This is a genomic window from Denitraticella aggregata, from assembly GCF_048158365.1.
GTDB lineage: Bacteria > Pseudomonadota > Gammaproteobacteria > Burkholderiales > Rhodocyclaceae > Azoarcus_F.
This window is the reverse complement of sequence record NZ_JBLLNL010000014.1, coordinates 45,417-66,175: the sequence shown is the minus strand read 5'-3', so window position 1 is coordinate 66,175 and position 20,759 is coordinate 45,417. Positions and strand designations below refer to the sequence as shown.

Genomic DNA, 20,759 nt, shown 5'->3' with positions numbered 1-20,759 from the left:
GGAGACCCCATGTCCGACCGATTTTCACGCGAAAACGCATACGGCACGATCCTGCTGGAATGGTGGCAGAGGCTCGAAGACGACCGTGCCAGCCGGGCCATTTTGCGCCGCGCGCCGACCCTCACTGCCGTCAGTCTGAGCGCGCCCTACCAGCGCTTGTTCCGCCGGTTCCAGGCAGCGAGATGGAACCCAAACGGCATCGCCGCGCGCAACGACCGCCTAGCGGCCATTGTCGGCTTACTTGCCCACGTCACCCACAACCAGCCAGGTTCACCCGCCAAGGCGATGAGCCACAAGGCGCCCGGCGAGGATAGACCGCTGGTCAGCGAGTTGCGCTTCACGCGCTTGCTCGAATCGCCGGATGTCGACAGCCTGTTTGCCGGCCTGCGGCGAGTGCTGCCGCTGATGGACCACCGCATCGACGTCATCGCCGTCGCCAACGACGTCCTCCATTGGGGCGACAAGGTCAAGAAAGACTGGGCCTACGCCTACGATTGGCCCGCCCGCAGCAACGACTGATTTCCGCCATTAGCCCACGATTTCCGCTCAAGGAGAAAACGAGATGTCCCGCTTCGTTCAACTGCACGTCCTCACCAGCTACCCGCCTTCCAACCTCAATCGCGACGATACCGGCCGCCCCAAGACCGCCTTGATGGGCGACGCCTTGCGTCTGCGGATTTCCTCCCAAAGCCAGAAGCGCGCATGGAGGACTTCAGACATCTTCGAGAGTGCGCTGGCAGGTCACATCGGCACCCGGACCAAGGGCATGGGCAAGCGCGTGCATGGTTTGCTGGTTGCTGCCGGCGTATCGGACAAGAATGCGCACGAATGGGCACGCCAGATCGTCGGCAAGTTCGGCAAGCTGAAAGCCGACAAGAAATCGGAGAAGAACGAAGACCTGCAGATCGAACAACTCGCGCACTTCAGTCCCGAGGAAGTCGAGGCAATCGAACAACTCGCCCAAGTTTGCGCAACCCGCAACGCCGCGCCAACCGAGGAAGAGCTGAACCTGCTGCGCACTCCGCGCAAAGCTGCCGACATCGCCATGTTCGGCCGCATGCTGGCTGATAGTCCCGCCTTCAACATGGAAGCGGCCGTACAGGTCGCCCACGCCATCACCGTGCACAAGAGCGCAGTCGAGGACGACTACTTCAGCGCGGTCGACGACCTCAACGACGGCCTCACCGACAAGGGCGCCGCTCACATCGGCGAGCGCAGCTACGGTGCCGGACTGTTCTACCTCTACATCTGCATCGACCGAGCGCTCCTTACCGAAAATCTCGGCGGCGACAAGGCATTGGCGGATAAGGCTATTGAGGCCTTCGTCCACGCGGTCACCAAGGTCAGTCCCACCGGCATGCAGAACAGCCACGCATCCCGCGCCTATGCAAGCTACGTACTGGCCGAAAAGGGTGATCAGCAGCCGCGCTCGCTCGCCCAGGCCTTCCTCAAACCGGTTAAACCCTTCGAAGGCGAGGACATGCTGGAAAAGGCGGTCAAGGCTATCGAGAGACGACGCGACAGCTTCGACAAGGTATACGGCGCCTGCGCCGATGCGCGTTACGCGATCAATGCGGAAACTGGCGAAGGCAGTCTGGACGAGTTGGTCCGCTTCGTCCAGGAGTGAGGCCATGCCCCTACTGGTCTTTCAACTTCATGCGCCGCTCTCGTCATGGGGCGACACCGCGGTCGGTGAATACCGACCGAGCTACGATTATCCCAGCGTATCGGCCCTGGTCGGGCTGCTGGGCGCGGCGCTTGGATTGCGCCGCGAGGACGAATCCGCCCACGCCGCCCTGAGGGATCTTTACGGCTACGCCGTGGGCGTGCAATCCACCGGCAAGTTGCTGCGCGACTATCACACCGTACAGGTACCCAGTCAGGCTGGCCTGAAGAAGCGTCCGCACGCTTCGCGGCGCGACGAACTGGCGATTCCCCGGCATGACCTCAACACCATCCTGTCCACCCGCGACTATCGGCAGGATGCTGGGTTCCTGGTTGCCGTGCAGGCAGGCGACAACAGCCCCTATTCGCTGGAAGCCCTCGACGATGCACTGCGCAAGCCCCGCTTCGTGCTTTACCTTGGGCGCAAGGCGTGCCCGCCCGGCGTGCCGCTGAATCCGCAGATCATGGATGTCGACACGGCGGACCAGGCGTTTGCAGGCTACCTGGAACGGCTGACTGAAGAGATCGGGAAACACTGCGGCAAGTCCGGCGTTCCCGCCCTGGAACGCCCGTCCCCGGTCGAGCGCATCGCATGGGGGTCAGGCATCGCCGTCGGATTGACCCCAGACCTCACCGTCACCCGCAAGGATCGCCCCCTTCGTCGCAAAGGTTGGCAGTTCGGCGACCGCACCGAATATGTGGCACTGATCCGCAAGGAGGCCTGAACGTGTACTTCAGCTTGATCACCCCTCGCCCCGGTTTTGAACGCAGGGCCGCACACGAGTGGCTGGGCGGCGCTTACAGCGAACACCAATGGCTGTGGCGCTTTTTCCCTTCGCCGGCGGGTACGGAGCGAGATTTTCTGTTCCGTCGGCGGGATGTAGACGGCTTGCCACGCTTCTATGTGGTTTCGCAGCGCGAGGCGAAAGCGGAATCGGATGCCTGGCAAATCCAGTCCCGTGAGTATCGCCCGCAGGTGCCGACCGGCGCACGACTGAGTTTCGAACTGCGCGCCAATCCGGTGGTTTCGCGCTCGGGTGAGAATGGTTCGAAGCGTCACGACGTGGTCATGGACGCGAAGAAGCGTCTGCTCGCAACGCGCAACCTGCCCAAATGGGAGGCATGGGGAAGCGATCGCTCAACGGCCGACGGACAGCCCGACCCACCTCCACCGCTGTATGAATTGGTCCAGGCGACTTGCGCCGAGTGGCTCGCCAATCGTGCCGAACAGCACGGGTTCACGCTCGATGAATCGACGATCGCCGTTGCGGCCTACCAGCAGCACGGCGGCAAGCGGGGCCAATTGCGTTTCAGTACGGTCGATCTGGCAGGTGAATTAGTCGTGATCGATGCGGAACGTTTCGCGAGCACACTTTCGAGCGGCATCGGACGCGCCAAGGCATTCGGTTGCGGTTTGCTGCTGGTTCGTCCCGCAACGTGATTTGTGCTATCGTTTGATGGCACAAATCACCAGGGCTACCACCATGGAAACCTTTACCGTACGAGACCTGCGCGAGCGCACGGGCGAGCTCATTCGCGGTGCGGAGCAAGGACAGCTTTCTGTCATCACCAAGCACGGCAACCCGGTCTTCGTCGCGGTGCCATTTGACGATGCGCTGCTGGAGAGCGGCGTGCGGGTCAGCCTGGCGCTGAAGCTGTTCGACGACGATACGTTGTCGCTTGCTCAGGCAGCCAAGTTATCGGGGGTTGGGATAGAAGCCTTCATCGAGCGGGCGGGGACGGCGGGCATAACCGTCGTCCGAACCGCACCTGAAGAACTGGACGCGGAACTGGAAGTCATCGCCAGACATGGTCGTAGCGGATAGCGGTCCTCTCATCGCGCTGGCGAGGCTGAGTTTGCTGCCGCTCTTGCCAGACTACTTCGGGACGGTGTTCGTACCGGATGCCGTGTTCCTCGAATGCACCCGCTACGACGATCGCCCCGGGGCGCGGGCCATTCTTGCGGCGAGCGAAGCGGGCCTCTTTACGCGAGTCGCCGTACCGGATACCGAGCAGTTCGCAACCAATCACCTGCTGGATGCCGGTGAGTCGGCCGCGCTGTTGCTGGCGCAAAGCCGTTCTGTGCCGGTTCTGGTCGACGAACGCAAGGCGCGGCGGGTTGCGTCGCGGCTTGGCATACCCGTCGTCGGTACGGTGGGTGTTCTGGTTGCTGCCCGGATCGCAGGGCAAATCGGCCCATTGAGCCCGATCTTCGCGGCGCTCGATCAATTCGGCTACCGATTGTCGGACGCGTTGATCCGGGACGCGCTGCGCAGGACTAACGAGGACTGATCGTGCTACCACCCCTCAAACCCATTCCGATCAAGGAACGCATGTCCATCGTCTTCGTCGAGAAGGGCGAGATTGATGTCGTCGACGGTGCGTTTGTCGTGGTGGATCAACAGGGTTTCCGCGTACGGCCGGTGCTCACCCACATCCCGGTCGGCGGCGTCGCCTGCATCATGCTGGAGCCGGGAACGCGAGTGTCCCACATGGCCGCCGCACTTGCTGCGCGGGTGGGTACCTTGCTGGTTTGGGTGGGAGAGGCGGGGGTGCGCCTGTACTCCTCCGGCCAGCCCGGTGGCGCGCGTGCCGACCGGTTGCTTTACCAGGCACGCCTGGCGCTGGATGAAAGCCTGCGGCTCAAGGTGGTGCGCAAGATGTACGCGATGCGCTTCGGCGAAGAACCGCCTGCGCGCCGCAGCGTCGATCAGTTGCGCGGCATCGAGGGCGTTCGCGTGCGCAAGACCTATCAGTTGCTGGCACAAAAGTTCGGCGTGAAATGGTCCGGTCGCAACTACAACCCCGAGGACTGGGACGTATCCGACCTACCCAACCGCTGCCTGTCATCTGCCACTGCTGCACTCTACGGAGTTACCGAAGCCGCCGTGCTGGCCGCCGGCTATGCGCCGGCGGTTGGTTTCATCCACACCGGCAAGCCGCTGTCCTTTGTCTACGACGTGGCGGACATCTACAAATTCGAAACCGTGGTTCCCACTGCCTTCAAGGTGGCCGCATCCGAACCCCAGAACCCTGAACGCTCGGTACGCCTGGCCTGCCGCGACATCTTCCGCCAGACCAAGCTGCTGGAGCGCATCATTCCGGATATCGAAACCATGCTCTCGGCAGGAGAGATCAATCGGCCTGATTCCACAGATGGCGTCGTCGGGCCGGCCATACCCAACCCCGAGAACATCGGCGATGCTGGTCATCGTTCTTGAGAATGCCCCGCCGCGCCTGCGCGGCCGCCTGGCCGTCTGGTTGCTTGAGGTACGCGCCGGGGTTTACGTCGGCAACTACTCGAACAAGGTGCGCGAGCATATCTGGCAGCAGGTCGAGGAAGGCATCGAGAGCGGGAATGCGGTCATGATGTGGCGGACCAACAATGAAGCGGGATTCGAGTTCCTGACCCTTGGCGCCAACCGCCGAATGCCGGCGGACTGGGATGGCGTGAGGCTTGTGAGCTTCCATCCTGAACCCAACGAAGGCGCTCCTTAACAACTTGGACGAAATGCCCTGGGCATGCCAATTCGTCGGTAGAATTTTACGTAACCATTTATCCATTTAGTTTCATGGAGATGAAAGAAGTGTGTTCCCCGCTCGCGCGGGGATGAACCGCTGACGGAAACATCGCAGAGCTGAATGCCCGTGTGTTCCCCGCTCGCGCGGGGATGAACCGTCTGTTTTGCAGGAGCGCTCTCGACCTCTCCCGTGTTCCCCGCTCGCGCGGGGATGAACCGACCCCGAAACGCGCTTCGCCCCTTCTGGCGATGTGTTCCCCGCTCGCGCGGGGATGAACCGTACGAGTTCGAACCGCGCAAAACGACGGTGATGTGTTCCCCGCTCGCGCGGGGATGAACCGCCGGGCAGCAGTTCGACGCATCCGCGCGCGACGTGTTCCCCGCTCGCGCGGGGATGAACCGCGGCATGGTTTGGACTACCGGCGCTTCTTCACCGTGTTCCCCGCTCGCGCGGGGATGAACCGAAACTAGGAGTGAATGAAATGGACGTTACCGCGTGTTCCCCGCTCGCGCGGGGATGAACCGCTGGTCGGCAGGTATCCTGCGAGGCGCTCCATGTGTTCCCCGCTCGCGCGGGGATGAACCGGAGTGCCTGATGTGCTTTCCGCTTTCAGACTCGTGTTCCCCGCTCGCGCGGGGATGAACCGATTAATCCCTTTTTGAATATCTTTGGGTGGGCGTGTTCCCCGCTCGCGCGGGGATGAACCGGTCCAGTTGCGCGTAGTAAAGTGCGGCGCTGGGTGTTCCCCGCTCGCGCGGGGATGAACCGGCGCTCACCCCGTCGTCGATGACCGTGATCACGTGTTCCCCGCTCGCGCGGGGATGAACCACACCCAGCACTAGTACTTTCACGATGATCACCGTGTTCCCCGCTCGCGCGGGGATGAACCGCCAGAACTGTTTCCGAACTGGCAGCAGTTGGAGTGTTCCCCGCTCGCGCGGGGATGAACCGAGAATCGCAAGGCCGAGATCGTGCGCGCCGCGGTGTTCCCCGCTCGCGCGGGGATGAACCGCCTGGGGCAGACAATGGACCTGGAGCGCGAAAGTGTTCCCCGCTCGCGCGGGGATGAACCGCCAGACATCACGCCACCCCCGTCGAGCCAAACGTGTTCCCCGCTCGCGCGGGGATGAACCGTTATACGATCAGGGGTGTGGAGGTTGTTTTGCGTGTTCCCCGCTCGCGCGGGGATGAACCGAACGAGGACGGGTCGATCTGGTACATGCCGGGGTGTTCCCCGCTCGCGCGGGGATGAACCGTATCGACCAGCGGCAACGAGTACAGCCTCAACGTGTTCCCCGCTCGCGCGGGGATGAACCGTACATCCCGGAGGGCGCCAAGGCGATGGTCAAGTGTTCCCCGCTCGCGCGGGGATGAACCGTGATCGTCGCGCTGAACGGATGGGCGCCGGACGTGTTCCCCGCTCGCGCGGGGATGAACCGCCCAGGCGCACCCCCGAGATACAAGCCCATTGGTGTTCCCCGCTCGCGCGGGGATGAACCGCCGATGCCGTGTTATTTATAGAAGGGCGGCTGGTGTTCCCCGCTCGCGCGGGGATGAACCGCCTTCAGGATGGCTAGATTCGTTGTCAAACACGTGTTCCCCGCTCGCGCGGGGATGAACCGTTTGCGCGCGATCCGGTACGCGTCGGTTTCTGGTGTTCCCCGCTCGCGCGGGGATGAACCGATGGAGAACAAACATGAAACCTGTAACAGTCAGTGTTCCCCGCTCGCGCGGGGATGAACCGACCGGCGGAAAGAGGGCGCCGGCCCCTACACGGTGTTCCCCGCTCGCGCGGGGATGAACCGTCTCAGAGATAGCACCGCCCCCATGTGCCGCAGTGTTCCCCGCTCGCGCGGGGATGAACCGTCAAAGATCAGTGCGACAAATCACGCTCTGACGTGTTCCCCGCTCGCGCGGGGATGAACCGAACGAATACGCGACCCAACCTAGAGCGACGATGTGTTCCCCGCTCGCGCGGGGATGAACCGCCCTCCGAGTTTTTGCGCGGCTGGCTGCTTTGGTGTTCCCCGCTCGCGCGGGGATGAACCGTCGGCAACTGTCCATACCGTCAAACGGGGTATGTGTTCCCCGCTCGCGCGGGGATGAACCGTTACCGAGGTGGCGCAGCAGGTTGAATACGTGGTGTTCCCCGCTCGCGCGGGGATGAACCGCCAACTTACCGAGTCCATACGTCAACGAGTACGTGTTCCCCGCTCGCGCGGGGATGAACCGAAAAAACCCCGCAATGGCTGGAACCATCCGGGGTGTTCCCCGCTCGCGCGGGGATGAACCGGGGTGATGACATGGGAAAGGTGATTTACGGGCGTGTTCCCCGCTCGCGCGGGGATGAACCGGTGGCTATTGCGAGGAAAATCCGAACGACTTGGTGTTCCCCGCTCGCGCGGGGATGAACCGCTCACGCGACCGGCCTCGTGTAGCGCAGCAACGTGTTCCCCGCTCGCGCGGGGATGAACCGCAAATAGAATAGCGCGGGTTTTCCGGTATCTCGTGTTCCCCGCTCGCGCGGGGATGAACCGTACCCGCCATGCGCATGCAGCCGATCTAGGACGTGTTCCCCGCTCGCGCGGGGATGAACCGTTGTTGAGCGGGTTCGCTACCGGCCCGCTTCCGTGTTCCCCGCTCGCGCGGGGATGAACCGCTAGCCGCCCACGAGGCTGCCGCGAAGCAGGCGTGTTCCCCGCTCGCGCGGGGATGAACCGCCGAAGCGGAAGCCGAAGCCGATGCGGAAGCCGTGTTCCCCGCTCGCGCGGGGATGAACCGTCTGGCGTGTTCGCCAAGTCGCTCAACGACATGTGTTCCCCGCTCGCGCGGGGATGAACCGTCGGTGAATTTCGCGCTGAACGTGGGAACCACGGTGTTCCCCGCTCGCGCGGGGATGAACCGGCACAGCGTGTGTCTGCGCAGTGCATTACCCCGTGTTCCCCGCTCGCGCGGGGATGAACCGCTAGACGCCGCGCACTGGACCGTCTCACCGACGTGTTCCCCGCTCGCGCGGGGATGAACCGTTGGTGTGGTCGATCAGTGCCATGATTGTCGTGTGTTCCCCGCTCGCGCGGGGATGAACCGGCGGCGAAGCGGTCCGGCTTGAGCATGGCGACGTGTTCCCCGCTCGCGCGGGGATGAACCGTTATGACCGAATACCAACGTTACGCTAAAACCGTGTTCCCCGCTCGCGCGGGGATGAACCGCAAAATGTCGAATAGAAACTTGGAAACGGGCGGTGTTCCCCGCTCGCGCGGGGATGAACCGTTTGTTGAGCGCGGCGGCAGTTTTGTTCGACCGTGTTCCCCGCTCGCGCGGGGATGAACCGGTACGGTCTGTGCTGCGTCTGTGGCGAAGAAGGTGTTCCCCGCTCGCGCGGGGATGAACCGGCGCTTCCAGAGGCGTTCGGCAAGCTGGATTTGTGTTCCCCGCTCGCGCGGGGATGAACCGATTTTATTGAGCGATGCCATGTCACACCCCCAGGTGTTCCCCGCTCGCGCGGGGATGAACCGGGACCGGACCCGCTCTGCGCGGGATGCGAGAAGTGTTCCCCGCTCGCGCGGGGATGAACCGGACAACGTGCGCGAGCGGGTCAGCTACAGGATAGTGTTCCCCGCTCGCGCGGGGATGAACCGTACGACGAACAGGTTGCCGGCCTGACGATGTGGTGTTCCCCGCTCGCGCGGGGATGAACCGAACGCGTAGGTCTTTCCGATCACATAGATGCCGTGTTCCCCGCTCGCGCGGGGATGAACCGCAAGTAAGTGGAACACTGGCCAAATGGGTTAGCGTGTTCCCCGCTCGCGCGGGGATGAACCGCCCGCATCCTCAGAAGCGTGCGCGTTGAAGAAGTGTTCCCCGCTCGCGCGGGGATGAACCGTGTTACTCACCATCACTTACGGCACCGAGATGGTGTTCCCCGCTCGCGCGGGGATGAACCGCCATTGATATGCGCATGGCTGCTGATACTGCCGTGTTCCCCGCTCGCGCGGGGATGAACCGCTCTTGGCTGATTCCCGGCTCGAGGCCGGCGAGTGTTCCCCGCTCGCGCGGGGATGAACCGGCAGGGTATGGCCCGGTGGGGCGCGGCATGGCGTGTTCCCCGCTCGCGCGGGGATGAACCGTACGGGACACACGCTTGATGAGGAATGAATCATGTGTTCCCCGCTCGCGCGGGGATGAACCGTCGCTCTTGAAGTTCTTTGATAGCGGGGACAAGTGTTCCCCGCTCGCGCGGGGATGAACCAGGACGCACCCATGATCATCCCCAAACTGTTCGCGTGTTCCCCGCTCGCGCGGGGATGAACCGTTGCCGAAGTTGATCGTGCCTGCGGAGACGAAGTGTTCCCCGCTCGCGCGGGGATGAACCGACGGGAGAACACCGTGAACGTGGTCTATTTGCCGTGTTCCCCGCTCGCGCGGGGATGAACCGCGAAAAAGCTTCCCATCGAGCGAGACGAGGATGTGTTCCCCGCTCGCGCGGGGATGAACCGGTACTGCATTTAAACCGTCCCCGTGCGGAACAGTGTTCCCCGCTCGCGCGGGGATGAACCGACATGCAAGAGTTTTCTACGCACTGCACGCAAGTGTTCCCCGCTCGCGCGGGGATGAACCGGTGATACGCCGTATCTTCCAGACAGGGTCGGTGTGTTCCCCGCTCGCGCGGGGATGAACCGAAAGGGTTTCTGACCGGTGTTATGTATCTGGCGTGTTCCCCGCTCGCGCGGGGATGAACCGCTATCGGACACCTCAGAGCCATGAGCACGCGCGTGTTCCCCGCTCGCGCGGGGATGAACCGTGTCAGCGTGCCGAGATCCGTTGCGCCCTGATGTGTTCCCCGCTCGCGCGGGGATGAACCGGTCTGCCCGGATTCGTATTCGAGCCGTGCGTTGTGTTCCCCGCTCGCGCGGGGATGAACCGACGCACTGGGCGGCCTGAGCTTCACCGGCATCGTGTTCCCCGCTCGCGCGGGGATGAACCGTTTGCGCGAGGCCCATGCGCGGATCACCACCTGTGTTCCCCGCTCGCGCGGGGATGAACCGCTCTCGATTTTGTCCGTGAACTCTTGGGCGCAGTGTTCCCCGCTCGCGCGGGGATGAACCGCCTGGAGCATCTTCGCACCGCGCCGGATCGCGGTGTTCCCCGCTCGCGCGGGGATGAACCGGATGGCCCCTCCGATCTGCTGCCCTTGCTCGAGTGTTCCCCGCTCGCGCGGGGATGAACCGGTTATGGCGTTCGCAAACAAATCAGCGAACTAGTGTTCCCCGCTCGCGCGGGGATGAACCGCGAACCGGGTCGATGCCGAGAATGTCTGCGTCGTGTTCCCCGCTCGCGCGGGGATGAACCGGCTGGGTGAAGGAAGCGGACGCAGATCAAGTGGTGTTCCCCGCTCGCGCGGGGATGAACCGAAGGTTTTGGCGGTATATCCAAAAGCCAAGGTGTGTTCCCCGCTCGCGCGGGGATGAACCGCTTCCCTACCTCGATAGGATGGGTGTCATCGAGTGTTCCCCGCTCGCGCGGGGATGAACCGCTGGCGTGGGTCACTCGGGGGGCCTCTGCATGGTGTTCCCCGCTCGCGCGGGGATGAACCGCTGGCGTGGGTCACTCGGGGGGCCTCTGCATGGTGTTCCCCGCTCGCGCGGGGATGAACCGCTGGCGTGGGTCACTCGGGGGGCCTCTGCATGGTGTTCCCCGCTCGCGCGGGGATGAACCGAAAGAGATCACGGTCCTGAACGCGCCCGGGATGTGTTCCCCGCTCGCGCGGGGATGAACCGCTTTGCCCCATAAAATGAGCGCGCCATTTCGAGTGTTCCCCGCTCGCGCGGGGATGAACCGTACGCGCACCCCATTATCATCGATGACTGATAGTGTTCCCCGCTCGCGCGGGGATGAACCGAGCTGGCGATGAGCGAACTCAGCCCGATCAACGTGTTCCCCGCTCGCGCGGGGATGAACCGTTCCTGGACGGCGTGGCGAAGGCGCTCCCGGAGTGTTCCCCGCTCGCGCGGGGATGAACCACAGCGTGACAACCCGGGAAGCTCGCCGGCCGAGAGCCTTGGCTCTCGAATGTGCCAAACCCACTCAGATCAAATTACAGCGTGCGAGCCTCGGAAACCACCCTCTGACGGATACGCGCAGGAAGGTCACCGGGCGTGACGACGTGCACTGGCACGCCGAGAATTTCCTCAAGGGACACCTCAAGTTTGCCAAGGTCAAAGAGCGTGGCCCCTGGCGCTGCATCGACGAGGAGGTCAAGGTCACTATGGTCTTCGTCGGTGCCGTGCAGCACGGAGCCGAAGACGCGTGGATTGCGCACCGGGTAAAGCGCAAGTGTTCTGCGTACCTTATCTTCGAAACGTTGAAGCGCTTCGGATGGTTTCATTGGTCACACGTGCATACGTTGGGAAGGTTAAGTTCGAAACGTGAACAGGGAGTCATCAAAAAATGCAATAAAGGCAGAGCAGTTCACCAGAATGGTGGACGTCGCGCAAGGCGCAGCCAGCCGAACTGCTGACGCGCCTGCACCGGTTGCGGGGTCGGTCTCCTGCAGATTTTCGCATCGACCGGCTTGAGGCACACCAAGCAGACCGGGAGCGCTGCCTCGATGCGCCTTGCCTTCTTCGACAAGAATCTGATGCTCGATCGGCTGACCGTCCGCAATCCCTCCAAGGGGTAACCCGGGCCACCCGTTCCGCGTTAAGCTGCATTACGCCCCAATGGACTTGCCAAATCCATCCGCCGCGCGGCTGCGTTTTCTCGAGGCACAACATCCATGACCCACTCCGACCCGACCCCGAGCCCGACGCATGCCGACCTCTATTTCGACGTGGTCTCCCCTTATGCTTACCTGCTCGACGCGGTGCTGCGCCGGGAACCGCTGCCGGTGGAGGTGAGGCTTCATCCGGTGCTGTTCGCCGGCCTGCTCGAGGCGCATGACAACAAGGGGCCGGCCGAGATCGAGCCGAAGCGCACGTGCACCTACGAACTGTGCACCTGGATTGCCCAGACGCGCGGCATTCCGTTCCTGATGCCGGATGCGCATCCGTTCAACCCGTTGAAGTACCTGCGACTCATCGTCGCGCTCGGGAGCACGCAGCCGGTCGTCTCGGCGGTGTTCGATGCGTTGTGGACCACCGGCGCCGACCCCGAAGATCCTGCGGTTTGGCGCGCGCTGATCGACGCGCTGGGCGTGCCCGATGCACAACAACGAATCGCGGCGCCCGATGTGAAGGCGCGGCTCAGGGCGAACACCGAGGCCGCCGTTAAGCTCGGCATGTTCGGCGTGCCCACGCTGAGGATCGGGGATCGGCTTTTCTGGGGACTGGATGCGCTGCCGATGGCCAGGGCCTGTATCGCCGGCGACCCCAGCCTGGAGACGCCCGCGATGATGGCCGCGCGAAGGACGCGCGTCGGCGTGAAGCGACGCATGGGCTGAGCGCGGCGCCCGGGGCGTATCGGCGCGACGACGAAGCACGCGGCCACCCGATGTTGCAGGCCGACGGATCCATACTCGATTTCGCCATTTCCCGGTTTGGTCGGTCCCGCGACGGGGAACCGGCTGCCCTTCTGCTAGCATGGGCCTTCGCACGGTGAATGCCGATCCCGCAGGTACCGATCGACCACCAACCCGCCACCCATCAGGAGGATTCGATTATGCGCGCCAAGTCTTTCATCGCGGTAACGCTCATGGCCTTCACGACGGCATCTGCGTGGGCTGACGAAACCGCCACGTTCACGATTCCGGTCCTGCTCCCGGAAGTGGCACTCGAGGCGGCACAGGCAGCCCTGAACGATTGCCGCGAGCGCGGTGCCCAGGTTGCGGTCGCGGTGGTCGATCGCGGCGGCAATCCGCAGGTGATGCTGCGCGACCAGTTCGCCGGGCCACATACACCCGACACTGCGATTGGCAAGGCCTGGACCGCAGTGAGTTTTCGCACCAACACCACCGAACTGGCCGCAATGACGCAGGCGGGCGAGGCTGCAAGCGGCATTCGAAATCTGCCACGCGTGGTCGCGCTGGGCGGCGGCGTGATGATCGAGCAGGCGGGTTCGCTGGTCGGCGGCATCGGCGTCTCGGGCGCCCCGTCCGGCGAGATGGACGACGCGTGCGCAGAAGCGGGAATCGAGCAGATCCGCTTCAAGCTCGCCATGTAATCCTGCGCGATTGCGATCGGCTGCGGCGCGCAAGGTCTAGGAGGCTGTGCGGTCATGGCTGGTCGGCTAACGACACAACACGTCGTCATTGATCGACGCGGCGATATCGGCGACCTCGTCGATCAGGGCTTCTTCGATGCCCAGTTCGGTCAGGGCCTCGGCGAGGTTCTCGACCACGGCGTCGAAATGGGTTTCGTCCAGCCCTCTGGTATCGACCAGTGCCTGGTGCGCGGCGCGCATGCTTCTGCCGTCGTAGGCGCTGGCGCCGCCGACGGCCAGCATCAGGAAATCCTTCTGATGGCGGCGTAACAGATCGATGTCGGTGTTCATGAACAGGTGCCGGATGCGGGCATCGGCGAGCACCTTGGCGTAGAACAGGTCGACCGCGGCGTCCACCGCAGACGCGCCCCCCAGGCGATCGTACAGACTAACCATGCGTTTTCTCCTCATCCATCCCGCGACCGAGCCGCCAGGTAACCGAAAGCACCGGCCTCTGACCAGCGACTCATAGCATTATGGAACAGGTGCGCAGGATGCTATTCCCGAGATGCGCACACAGGAAGTCACGCAAGCAGCGCTGACCCTTTCCCGGCATCGGAACGTCCCGATAGCCACCAGGGAAGCATCAGCGCTGCTTGCGCGTGCGGGCTTTGCGCGGTGCCTTGGGCGGGGTCAGCACAGTCGTCCAGAAGTCGGTGACCTGCTTCACGCCCTCGTTCGTCGCGGCGGTCACGGCCTTGGCTGATTCGCGCTTGACCGTGGCCGTGGCCTGGCCGCGAGCCTGGCCGATCATGCTGTTGGCCGCGCTTAGCCACATGCTCATGAGCGGGTTCTTCTTGGTCCAGGGGTTCTTCATCATATTTCCTTAATCGGGTTCGAATGGGTGCGGCCTATGCCGCCGAAAGCGGGCGGCGATCGCATCCGGAATTGACCGTGCAAGGTTAGTCGCACTGGCTGGCAAGGTCGGTACGATGGCGCACATGAAGCAAACCCACGTTCCCGCCGGGTGCCCATGTGCGCCGCCGTACCGACCCGGCGTGAGACCCCGTACATCCTTATCACGTCCGAAATCGGCGATGCGCGATTGCGCTCCGCCCAGCGGACGGCACGAACCACAATGAAAAAGGCTTAACCATGACATACACCAACAGCGACAAGGCCGGCATCAAGGCCGGACCGGCCATGATGAGCGCAGGCAGTCTCTCCGGAGACGACGTCTACAATCACAAGGGCGAAGATCTCGGCGAGATCAAGGAAATCATGCTCGACATGCGCAGCGGCCGGGTGGCCTATGCGGTGCTGTCCTATGGCGGTTTCCTAGGCATGGGCGAAAAGCTCTTCGCGGTGCCATGGAACGCCTTGACGCTCGATCCGGAGAACAAGCGCTTCGTGCTGTACGTCGAGAAGGATCGCCTCAAGGATGCGCCGGGCTTCGACAAGGACCATTGGCCCGACATGGGTGACCCGTCCTGGAGCAAGGGAATCCACTCCTACTACGGGACGACGCAGCATCTGGATGACACGCGCCTGTAACATCGTGAGACTCCCCCGCTTTCGTCCCACCCGCTCAACCGGCGGATGACCAAGGACGATACTGCACGGCGCGAAACTTATCGCGCCGTGTTCCATTGCGAGCCGGCCGACCCAGGCATCGACGAGAATCGCATGGTGCCGAATCAAAGGCATCGTCCCACACAGTCATCGGTGACCGGCCTCGGCGTCGCTACAACTGGCTGTCGAGCAGCGACGCGGCGTGCTCCGCGCGCTTCTCCAGGAATGGCCGGCCTCGCCACGCCGGCAGGCTGATCGGCTTCGAATTCTCGAGGTCGGTCTCGAAGGTGACGGTGCGCTTCGCATGCCGGATGCCGTCAGCATCGCGGCGGTCCGGTCGACTTCCTCAAGGTGCTCGATGCCGGCACGATCGGGTACGCCGACTTTGCCGGAAACCGGCAGTATGTGTCGGTGGGTAACCTTGCCGGGGACGACCGCGTGAGCCTGTTTCTGATGGACTACCCGCAGCAGACCCGACTGAAAGTCCTCGGCCGAGCGCGGGTGATCGACGAGGACGGCGATGCCGAACTGCTGGCACGCCTCGACAATGCCCACTACCGCGCGCGCGTCGAGCGCGGCATCGTCATCCGCATCGAGGGCTTCGACTGGAACTGCCCGAAGTACATCACGCCCCGTTATACGGAGGACGAAGTCGCGCGGCGGATCCAGCAGGTCACGGCGGAACGGCCGGAACAGGCCTCGCCGCGCGACGCGCGGACCGAGGAACCGATCGGCAACGGCGCACTTTCGCTCACCGTCACCGGCGTCCGCCAATTGACCCCGCGCATCCGCGCCTATGAACTGCGCGCCGACGACTGGCGCGAGCTGCCCCCGACGGAGGCCGGTGCGCACCTCGAAGTGCCGGTGCGCCTCGCTGAAGGATCGGTGGTCACACGGCAGTATTCGCTCGTGACGGATCCCGGATGTCGCACCATGTACGAGAGCGCCGTGCTCCGCGAGCACGACGGACGCGGCGGCTCGCAGGCGATCCACGAGACCTGGCGGATCGGCACGCAGCTGCGCGTCGCGCCACCGATCAATCACTTTCCGCTACACGCCGATTCCCGCCCCGCCGTGCTGATTGCCGGCGGCGTCGGCATCATGCCGATCAAGGCCATGGCCGAGGCCCTGCGGCGGCGCAACGTGCCGTTCGAGCTGCATTACACGGCCCGGCCCCCAGACGACATGGCCTATCACGACCGGCTCGCCGCCGAACTCACGAGCCACTGTTTCACCTATTTCAGTCGCGTGCCGGGCCACCGGCGGATCGACGTCGTCGAGGTGCTGCAGCACGCGGCCGACGATGCGGTGTTCTATGTGTGCGGTCCGGTCGCATTGATCAAGGCCGTGCGTGCCGCCACAAGCCGGCTCGGGATCGCGGCGGAGCGCGTGCAGTACGAGTCGTTCTGTTGACTCCTGAATGAGAACAACCGGATGACCGGCGTCCATCCGCAGTTGCGCCACGGAACGCTCACCCCCGCGCGTCGGCGGGCCACACTTCGGCCATCGCGTCGAGCGCGGCGGCGATCGCCGATTCGCTGCTACGGTTCTTCAGTGCGATGAAGCCGAGTTCGGCCTCGAGCGACACGGCATCGGCGATCACGACGCCTTCCGCGTGCGCGGCGCGCAGGGCCAGGCTGTCGCGTGCGAGCGCGAGCGCGACGCCGGACTTGACCAGGTCCAGCATGGACGGCTCGAGATCGACCCGCGCGACCGCATTCGGCTGCACGCCCTCGGCGCTGAACACCCGCTCCAGCAGCCGATGGTGGACCGATTCGGGCGGCGTCGCGATCCACGGCAGCGCGGCCAGTTCGCGCCAGCCCTTGCCCCGCACCTGCGCCCCCCAGCCGGGCGGGGCGACGACGCGATAGGTGAAGCGGGTCAGCGTGATCGCGTGGAAGCGATCGCGCAGTTCGGGCAGACCCGGAAAGCCGAGCGCATAGGACACGTCCAGCGTGCCCAGTTCGACCTCGCGTGCCATCGCGCCCGACATGCCGTGCCGCAGTTCGAAGGCGAGGCCCGGATGGCGGTCGGCGAGCAGGCCCAGGAACGCGCCCAGACGCAGGAACTCGGGATCCACGATGGTGCCCAGCCGCAAACGACCGCTGATCTGCCCCTTCAGGTTGTTCGCGGTGGCACCGAACTCGGCCATCGCGTTCAGCGCCCGCTCGGCCGCCGGCAGCAGTTTGCGCCCCGCGTCGGTCAGACGCATGCCGCGTGACGTGCGCTCGAACAGCACCAGGTCCACCTCGCCCTGCAGTTTCTTGATCTGCAGGCTCAGCGCGGGCTGAGTCAGAAAGAGTCGCTCCGCCGCCCGGGTGAGATTGCCCTCGCGGGCGACGGTGACGAAGGCACGCAGTGCCGAGTAGTCCATTCTTTTATGAGTCTCTCTTATATCTCGGACAAGAATAACTCATTGGACCCTTGCCGGGTCAAGGGCTATAAATCGAGCTTGCAGCGCTGCCGGAGACATCCCCCGCCGACCGGATGAGGCCAACGGAGCGGGCGGAATCTCCGAATGCAGACCGCACCTGGATGATCGGCCATGCCGTCTCCCAACCCCACACCACGAGGATCGACGATATGAGTCTGACTTACACCAACGCCCCGGAGCTGATCCCTCACTGGATCGACGGCAACGTGACGCCCGGAACGGGTGAACGCAGTGCCGACGTGTTCGACCCCGCCCTCGGCGCGGTTGCACGCAAGGTCGCGCTGGCGTCTACCGCCGATGTCGATGCCGCAGTAGCGGCCGCACGCAAGGCCTTTCCGGGCTGGGCGGCGACCACGCCGCAGCGCCGGGCCAAGATCCTGTTCCGCATGCAGGAACTGGTCGAACGTTACAGCAAGGACATCGCGCGGCTGATCACACGCGAACATGGCAAGACTTTCCCGGACGCGCAGGGCGAGGTGCAGCGCGGACTCGAGGTCATCGAATTCGCGTGCGGCATCCCGCACCTGCTCAATGGCCAGTATTCGGACAACGTGGGCGGCAACATCAGCAACTGGAGTCAGCGCATGCCGCTGGGCGTGACCGCCGGCATCACCCCGTTCAACTTTCCGTTCATGGTGCCGATGTGGATGGCGCCGGTCGCGATCGCATGTGGCAACAGCTTCATCCTGAAGCCGTCCGAGCGCGATCCGTCCCCGTCCGTGCTGACCGCCGAGCTGTTCCGCGAGGCGGGCCTGCCCGACGGCGTGTTCAGCGTGCTGCAGGGCGACAAGGTCGCGGTCGACGGCCTGCTCGCCCACCCTGACGTGCAGGCGGTGAGCTTCGTCGGCTCGACCGCGATCGCGCGCTACATCTACGAAACCGCGGCCAGGAACGGCAAGCGCGCGCAGGCGCTCGGTGGTGCCAAGAACCACATGGTGGTGATGCCGGACGCCGATCTGGACCAGGCCGCCGACGCGCTGATCGGCTCGGCCTACGGGTCGGCCGGAGAGCGGTGCATGGCGATCTCGGTCGCGGTCGCGGTCGGCGACATCGCCGACGCATTGATCGAGAAGGTCGTCGAGCGCGCGCGCAGACTCAGCATCGATGATGGTGAGGCCCCCGGCGCGGACATGGGACCGGTGGTGACCGCCGCCGCGAAGGACCGCATCGAAGGCTATATCGATGCCGGCGTGCGCGCGGGCGCCAGACTGGTGCTGGACGGGCGTGGCCTGACCGTACCCGGGCGCGAGCATGGCTTCTTCCTCGGCGCGACGCTGTTCGACGACGTGAAGCCCGGCATGAGCATCTACGAGGAGGAGATTTTCGGACCGGTGCTGTCGGTCGTTCGGGTCGACACCTTCGCCGAGGCGGTCGATCTGATCAACAAGCATACCTACGGCAACGGCGTGGCCTGCTTCACGCGCGACGGCGGCACCGCACAGGCCTTCGTGCAGAGTGTGCAGATCGGCATGGTCGGCATCAACGTGCCGATTCCGGTGCCGATGGCCTGGCACTCCTTCGGTGGCTGGAAGCAGAGCCTGTTCGGCGATCACCACAGCTACGGCGAGGAGGGGGTTCGCTTCTACACCCGCTACAAGAGCGTGATGCAGCGCTGGCCGGACAGCACCTCCAAGGGGCCCGAATTCGTGATGCCGGTGAACAAATGAGCCGGCTGCCGACCGTCATGAAGGATTTCGGCGAGTTCGACTACATCATCGTCGGCGCCGGCGCGGCCGGCTGCGTGCTTGCCAACCGCCTGTCCGCCGACCCCGAGGTCACCGTGCTGTTGCTGGAGGCCGGTGGCAAGGACGACTGGATCTGGATCCACATTCCGGTCGGTTACCTGTTCTGCATCAACAATCCGCGCACCGACTGGTGCTACAGGACCGAGCCGGAACCGGGCCTCAACGGCCGTTCGATCATTTATGCGCGCGGCAAGGGTTTGGGCGGCAGCACGTCGATCAACGCGATGATCTACATGCGCGGCCAGGCGCGCGACTACGACGAATGGGCCCAGATCACAGGCGACCCGGACTGGTCCTGGGACAAGGTGTTGCCGGTGTTCAAGGGCTGTGAGGATCACTGGCGGGGTTCCAGCGAGTTGCATGGCGCGGGTAATGAATGGCGGGTGGAGCAGCAGCGCCTGCGCTGGGACATCCTCGACCGCTTCGCCGAAGCGGCGAACCAGGCCGGCGTGCCCGCGACTCCGGACTTCAACGGCGGGAACAACTTCGGCAGCAGCCAGTTCGAGGTCAACCAGAAAAAGGGCGTTCGCTGGAACGCGTCCAAGGCCTTCCTGCACCCGATCGCACATCGACCCAATCTCAAGGTCGTGACCAGCGCCATGAGTGACAAGCTGACGCTCGATGGCCGCCGGATCACCGGGATCCAGTTCATCGTCGACGGCGAGCGTTGCGTCGCCCGTAGCCGCATCGAGACGGTGCTGGCCGCCGGCTCGCTCGGGTCACCGGCGATCCTGCAGCGTTCCGGCATCGGTGAGCCGATCTTCCTGCAGGAAATGGGCATCACGGTCGCGCATGCACTGCCCGGGGTCGGCCACAACCTGCAGGATCACCTGCAGTTGCGCAGCGTGTTCAAGGTTCAGGGCATCAAGACGCTCAACAAGCAGGCCAACAGCCTGTGGGGCAAGGCGATGATGGGCCTGGAGTACGCGCTGTTCCGTCGCGGACCGCTGACGATGGCCCCCAGCCAGCTTGGCTTGTTCGCCCATTCGAGCGATGCGGAAGCCACGCCGGATCTCGAATACCATGTGCAGCCGCTGTCGCTGGACAAGTTCGGCGACCCGCTGCACACCTTCCCTGCCTTCACCGCCAGCGTCTGTGATCTGCGTCCGAAGTCGCGCGGCTGGATGAAGATCCGCGACCGCGATCCGGCCAGCGCACCGCGGATCGCGCCCTGCTATCTGAGCGACGAGGCCGATCGCGTCAAGGCAGCCCGTGCGATCCGGCTGACCCGCAAGATCGCGTCGCAACCGGCGCTGGCGCCCTACCGTCCCACCGAGCACCTGCCCGGCGCGGCCTTCGACACGGACGACAAACTGATCGAGGCCGCAGGCAACATCGGCACCACGATCTTCCATCCGGTCGGCACCTGCAGGATGGGCCTTCGCGAGGATCTGCAAGCCGTGGTGGACAGCCGATTGCGCGCCTACGGGCTGAACGGTCTGCGCATCGTCGATGCGTCGGTGATGCCGACGATCACATCGGGCAACACCAGTTCGCCGACCATCATGATCGCCGAGCGGGGCGCGGCGATGATTCGTGAGGACAGAAGGCGGAGCTGAGGTTCGCGGCTCGTCCAGGTCGGACGCGTCCGGAATGCGCCCTGCCCCCGGGCACGGACCCGGCCCCGGCCCCGGCAGGAATCGGCCGGTTTGCGCAGTACAAGCTGGCCGATTTCATTCAGGCTC

At 64.4% G+C, this 20,759-nt stretch carries 18 protein-coding genes and 1 CRISPR repeat array; of the genes, 14 read left to right on the top strand and 4 right to left on the bottom strand.

What is annotated here, in order from left to right:
* The first annotated feature begins 9 nt into the window (after positions 1-9).
* The 8 genes from casB to cas2e are packed head-to-tail and all read left to right on the top strand — an operon-like array spanning position 10 to position 5,163.
* Positions 10-519, top strand: coding sequence for a type I-E CRISPR-associated protein Cse2/CasB (gene casB, locus ACKVEX_RS14895; protein WP_473216529.1), 510 nt, complete (start codon positions 10-12; stop codon positions 517-519).
* Between the two features lie 43 nt (positions 520-562).
* Positions 563-1,627, top strand: coding sequence for a type I-E CRISPR-associated protein Cas7/Cse4/CasC (gene cas7e / locus ACKVEX_RS14890; protein WP_473216528.1), 1,065 nt, complete (start codon positions 563-565; stop codon positions 1,625-1,627).
* 4 nt (positions 1,628-1,631) lie between these two features.
* Entirely contained in the window at positions 1,632-2,390 is a 759-nt protein-coding gene (cas5e, locus tag ACKVEX_RS14885) for a type I-E CRISPR-associated protein Cas5/CasD (protein ID WP_473216527.1), read from the top strand.
* A 2-nt stretch (positions 2,391-2,392) separates the two neighbouring features.
* Complete coding sequence (gene cas6e / locus ACKVEX_RS14880) at positions 2,393-3,106, top strand: type I-E CRISPR-associated protein Cas6/Cse3/CasE (RefSeq protein WP_473216526.1); 714 nt, start codon at positions 2,393-2,395, stop codon at positions 3,104-3,106.
* Between the two features lie 43 nt (positions 3,107-3,149).
* A complete protein-coding gene (locus ACKVEX_RS14875) occupies positions 3,150-3,491 on the top strand; it encodes a type II toxin-antitoxin system prevent-host-death family antitoxin (protein ID WP_473216525.1) in 342 nt (113 codons plus the stop codon).
* A gap of 31 nt (positions 3,492-3,522) precedes the next feature.
* Positions 3,523-3,957, top strand: a complete 435-nt coding sequence (locus ACKVEX_RS14870; protein ID WP_473216524.1) for a PIN domain-containing protein — start codon at positions 3,523-3,525, stop codon at positions 3,955-3,957.
* A gap of 2 nt (positions 3,958-3,959) precedes the next feature.
* Positions 3,960-4,886, top strand: coding sequence for a type I-E CRISPR-associated endonuclease Cas1e (gene cas1e, locus ACKVEX_RS14865; RefSeq protein ID WP_473216523.1), 927 nt, complete (start codon positions 3,960-3,962; stop codon positions 4,884-4,886).
* On the top strand, positions 4,867-5,163 hold the full coding sequence (gene cas2e / locus ACKVEX_RS14860; protein ID WP_473216522.1) for a type I-E CRISPR-associated endoribonuclease Cas2e: 297 nt from the start codon (positions 4,867-4,869) through the stop codon (positions 5,161-5,163). Before cas1e ends, cas2e begins: the two co-directional genes overlap by 20 nt.
* A gap of 91 nt (positions 5,164-5,254) precedes the next feature.
* A CRISPR array of direct repeats spans positions 5,255-11,208; the repeat unit is 29 nt; unit sequence GTGTTCCCCGCTCGCGCGGGGATGAACCG.
* A gap of 73 nt (positions 11,209-11,281) precedes the next feature.
* On the opposite strand, the gene ACKVEX_RS14855 is transcribed toward cas2e, so the two are convergent.
* Positions 11,282-11,572, bottom strand: coding sequence for a nucleotidyltransferase family protein (locus tag ACKVEX_RS14855; protein ID WP_473216521.1), 291 nt, complete (start codon positions 11,570-11,572; stop codon positions 11,282-11,284).
* A 390-nt stretch (positions 11,573-11,962) separates the two neighbouring features.
* On the opposite strand from ACKVEX_RS14855, the gene ACKVEX_RS14850 reads away from it, so the two are divergent.
* Positions 11,963-12,625 (top strand): DsbA family protein, encoded by a 663-nt coding sequence (locus tag ACKVEX_RS14850; protein ID WP_473216520.1) that lies wholly within the window; start codon positions 11,963-11,965, stop codon positions 12,623-12,625.
* A 218-nt stretch (positions 12,626-12,843) separates the two neighbouring features.
* Positions 12,844-13,344, top strand: a complete 501-nt coding sequence (locus ACKVEX_RS14845) for a GlcG/HbpS family heme-binding protein (protein ID WP_473216519.1) — start codon at positions 12,844-12,846, stop codon at positions 13,342-13,344.
* A 66-nt stretch (positions 13,345-13,410) separates the two neighbouring features.
* Here the strand turns inward: ACKVEX_RS14845 and ACKVEX_RS14840 are convergent, their stop codons facing one another.
* Both ACKVEX_RS14840 and ACKVEX_RS14835 read right to left on the bottom strand, forming a co-directional pair.
* Entirely contained in the window at positions 13,411-13,779 is a 369-nt protein-coding gene (locus ACKVEX_RS14840; protein WP_473216518.1) for a group I truncated hemoglobin, read from the bottom strand.
* 190 nt (positions 13,780-13,969) lie between these two features.
* Positions 13,970-14,200 (bottom strand): hypothetical protein, encoded by a 231-nt coding sequence (locus ACKVEX_RS14835; RefSeq protein ID WP_473216517.1) that lies wholly within the window; start codon positions 14,198-14,200, stop codon positions 13,970-13,972.
* A gap of 278 nt (positions 14,201-14,478) precedes the next feature.
* Here ACKVEX_RS14835 and ACKVEX_RS14830 point away from each other — a divergent pair, with 278 nt between their 5' ends.
* Positions 14,479-14,877 carry a PRC-barrel domain-containing protein gene (locus ACKVEX_RS14830; protein WP_473216516.1) on the top strand — a complete coding sequence of 133 codons (399 nt, stop codon included), beginning with the start codon at positions 14,479-14,481 and terminating at the stop codon, positions 14,875-14,877.
* Positions 14,878-15,246: 369 nt separating this feature from the next.
* Positions 15,247-16,308, top strand: a complete 1,062-nt coding sequence (locus ACKVEX_RS14825; protein WP_473216515.1) for a pyridoxamine 5'-phosphate oxidase family protein — start codon at positions 15,247-15,249, stop codon at positions 16,306-16,308.
* Positions 16,309-16,366: 58 nt separating this feature from the next.
* On the opposite strand, the gene ACKVEX_RS14820 is transcribed toward ACKVEX_RS14825, so the two are convergent.
* On the bottom strand, positions 16,367-17,269 hold the full coding sequence (locus tag ACKVEX_RS14820) for a LysR family transcriptional regulator (protein ID WP_473216514.1): 903 nt from the start codon (positions 17,267-17,269) through the stop codon (positions 16,367-16,369).
* Positions 17,270-17,478: 209 nt separating this feature from the next.
* Here ACKVEX_RS14820 and ACKVEX_RS14815 point away from each other — a divergent pair, with 209 nt between their 5' ends.
* Positions 17,479-18,996: a CoA-acylating methylmalonate-semialdehyde dehydrogenase gene (locus tag ACKVEX_RS14815; protein ID WP_473216513.1), complete on the top strand. Its 1,518-nt coding sequence runs from the start codon at positions 17,479-17,481 to the stop codon at positions 18,994-18,996.
* Positions 18,993-20,633 carry a GMC family oxidoreductase gene (locus tag ACKVEX_RS14810; protein WP_473216512.1) on the top strand — a complete coding sequence of 547 codons (1,641 nt, stop codon included), beginning with the start codon at positions 18,993-18,995 and terminating at the stop codon, positions 20,631-20,633. The genes ACKVEX_RS14815 and ACKVEX_RS14810 overlap by 4 nt, the downstream gene beginning before the upstream one ends.
* The last annotated feature ends 126 nt before the right edge of the window (positions 20,634-20,759 follow it).

What these genes read in the sequence shown, in the direction of transcription:
- ACKVEX_RS14820 (WP_473216514.1), bottom strand. Translation starts at nt 17,269, where the DNA reads ATGGACTACTCGGCACTGCGTGCCTTCGTCACCGTCGCCCGCGAGGGC.
- ACKVEX_RS14835 (WP_473216517.1), bottom strand. Translation starts at nt 14,200, where the DNA reads ATGAAGAACCCCTGGACCAAGAAGAACCCGCTCATGAGCATGTGGCTA.
- casB (WP_473216529.1), top strand. Translation starts at nt 10, where the DNA reads ATGTCCGACCGATTTTCACGCGAAAACGCATACGGCACGATCCTGCTG.
- ACKVEX_RS14830 (WP_473216516.1), top strand. Translation starts at nt 14,479, where the DNA reads ATGACATACACCAACAGCGACAAGGCCGGCATCAAGGCCGGACCGGCC.
- ACKVEX_RS14845 (WP_473216519.1), top strand. Translation starts at nt 12,844, where the DNA reads ATGCGCGCCAAGTCTTTCATCGCGGTAACGCTCATGGCCTTCACGACG.
- ACKVEX_RS14810 (WP_473216512.1), top strand. Translation starts at nt 18,993, where the DNA reads ATGAGCCGGCTGCCGACCGTCATGAAGGATTTCGGCGAGTTCGACTAC.
- ACKVEX_RS14815 (WP_473216513.1), top strand. Translation starts at nt 17,479, where the DNA reads ATGAGTCTGACTTACACCAACGCCCCGGAGCTGATCCCTCACTGGATC.
- cas2e (WP_473216522.1), top strand. Translation starts at nt 4,867, where the DNA reads ATGCTGGTCATCGTTCTTGAGAATGCCCCGCCGCGCCTGCGCGGCCGC.
- ACKVEX_RS14840 (WP_473216518.1), bottom strand. Translation starts at nt 13,779, where the DNA reads ATGGTTAGTCTGTACGATCGCCTGGGGGGCGCGTCTGCGGTGGACGCC.
- cas7e (WP_473216528.1), top strand. Translation starts at nt 563, where the DNA reads ATGTCCCGCTTCGTTCAACTGCACGTCCTCACCAGCTACCCGCCTTCC.
- ACKVEX_RS14875 (WP_473216525.1), top strand. Translation starts at nt 3,150, where the DNA reads ATGGAAACCTTTACCGTACGAGACCTGCGCGAGCGCACGGGCGAGCTC.
- cas5e (WP_473216527.1), top strand. Translation starts at nt 1,632, where the DNA reads ATGCCCCTACTGGTCTTTCAACTTCATGCGCCGCTCTCGTCATGGGGC.
- ACKVEX_RS14850 (WP_473216520.1), top strand. Translation starts at nt 11,963, where the DNA reads ATGACCCACTCCGACCCGACCCCGAGCCCGACGCATGCCGACCTCTAT.
- ACKVEX_RS14855 (WP_473216521.1), bottom strand. Translation starts at nt 11,572, where the DNA reads ATGAAACCATCCGAAGCGCTTCAACGTTTCGAAGATAAGGTACGCAGA.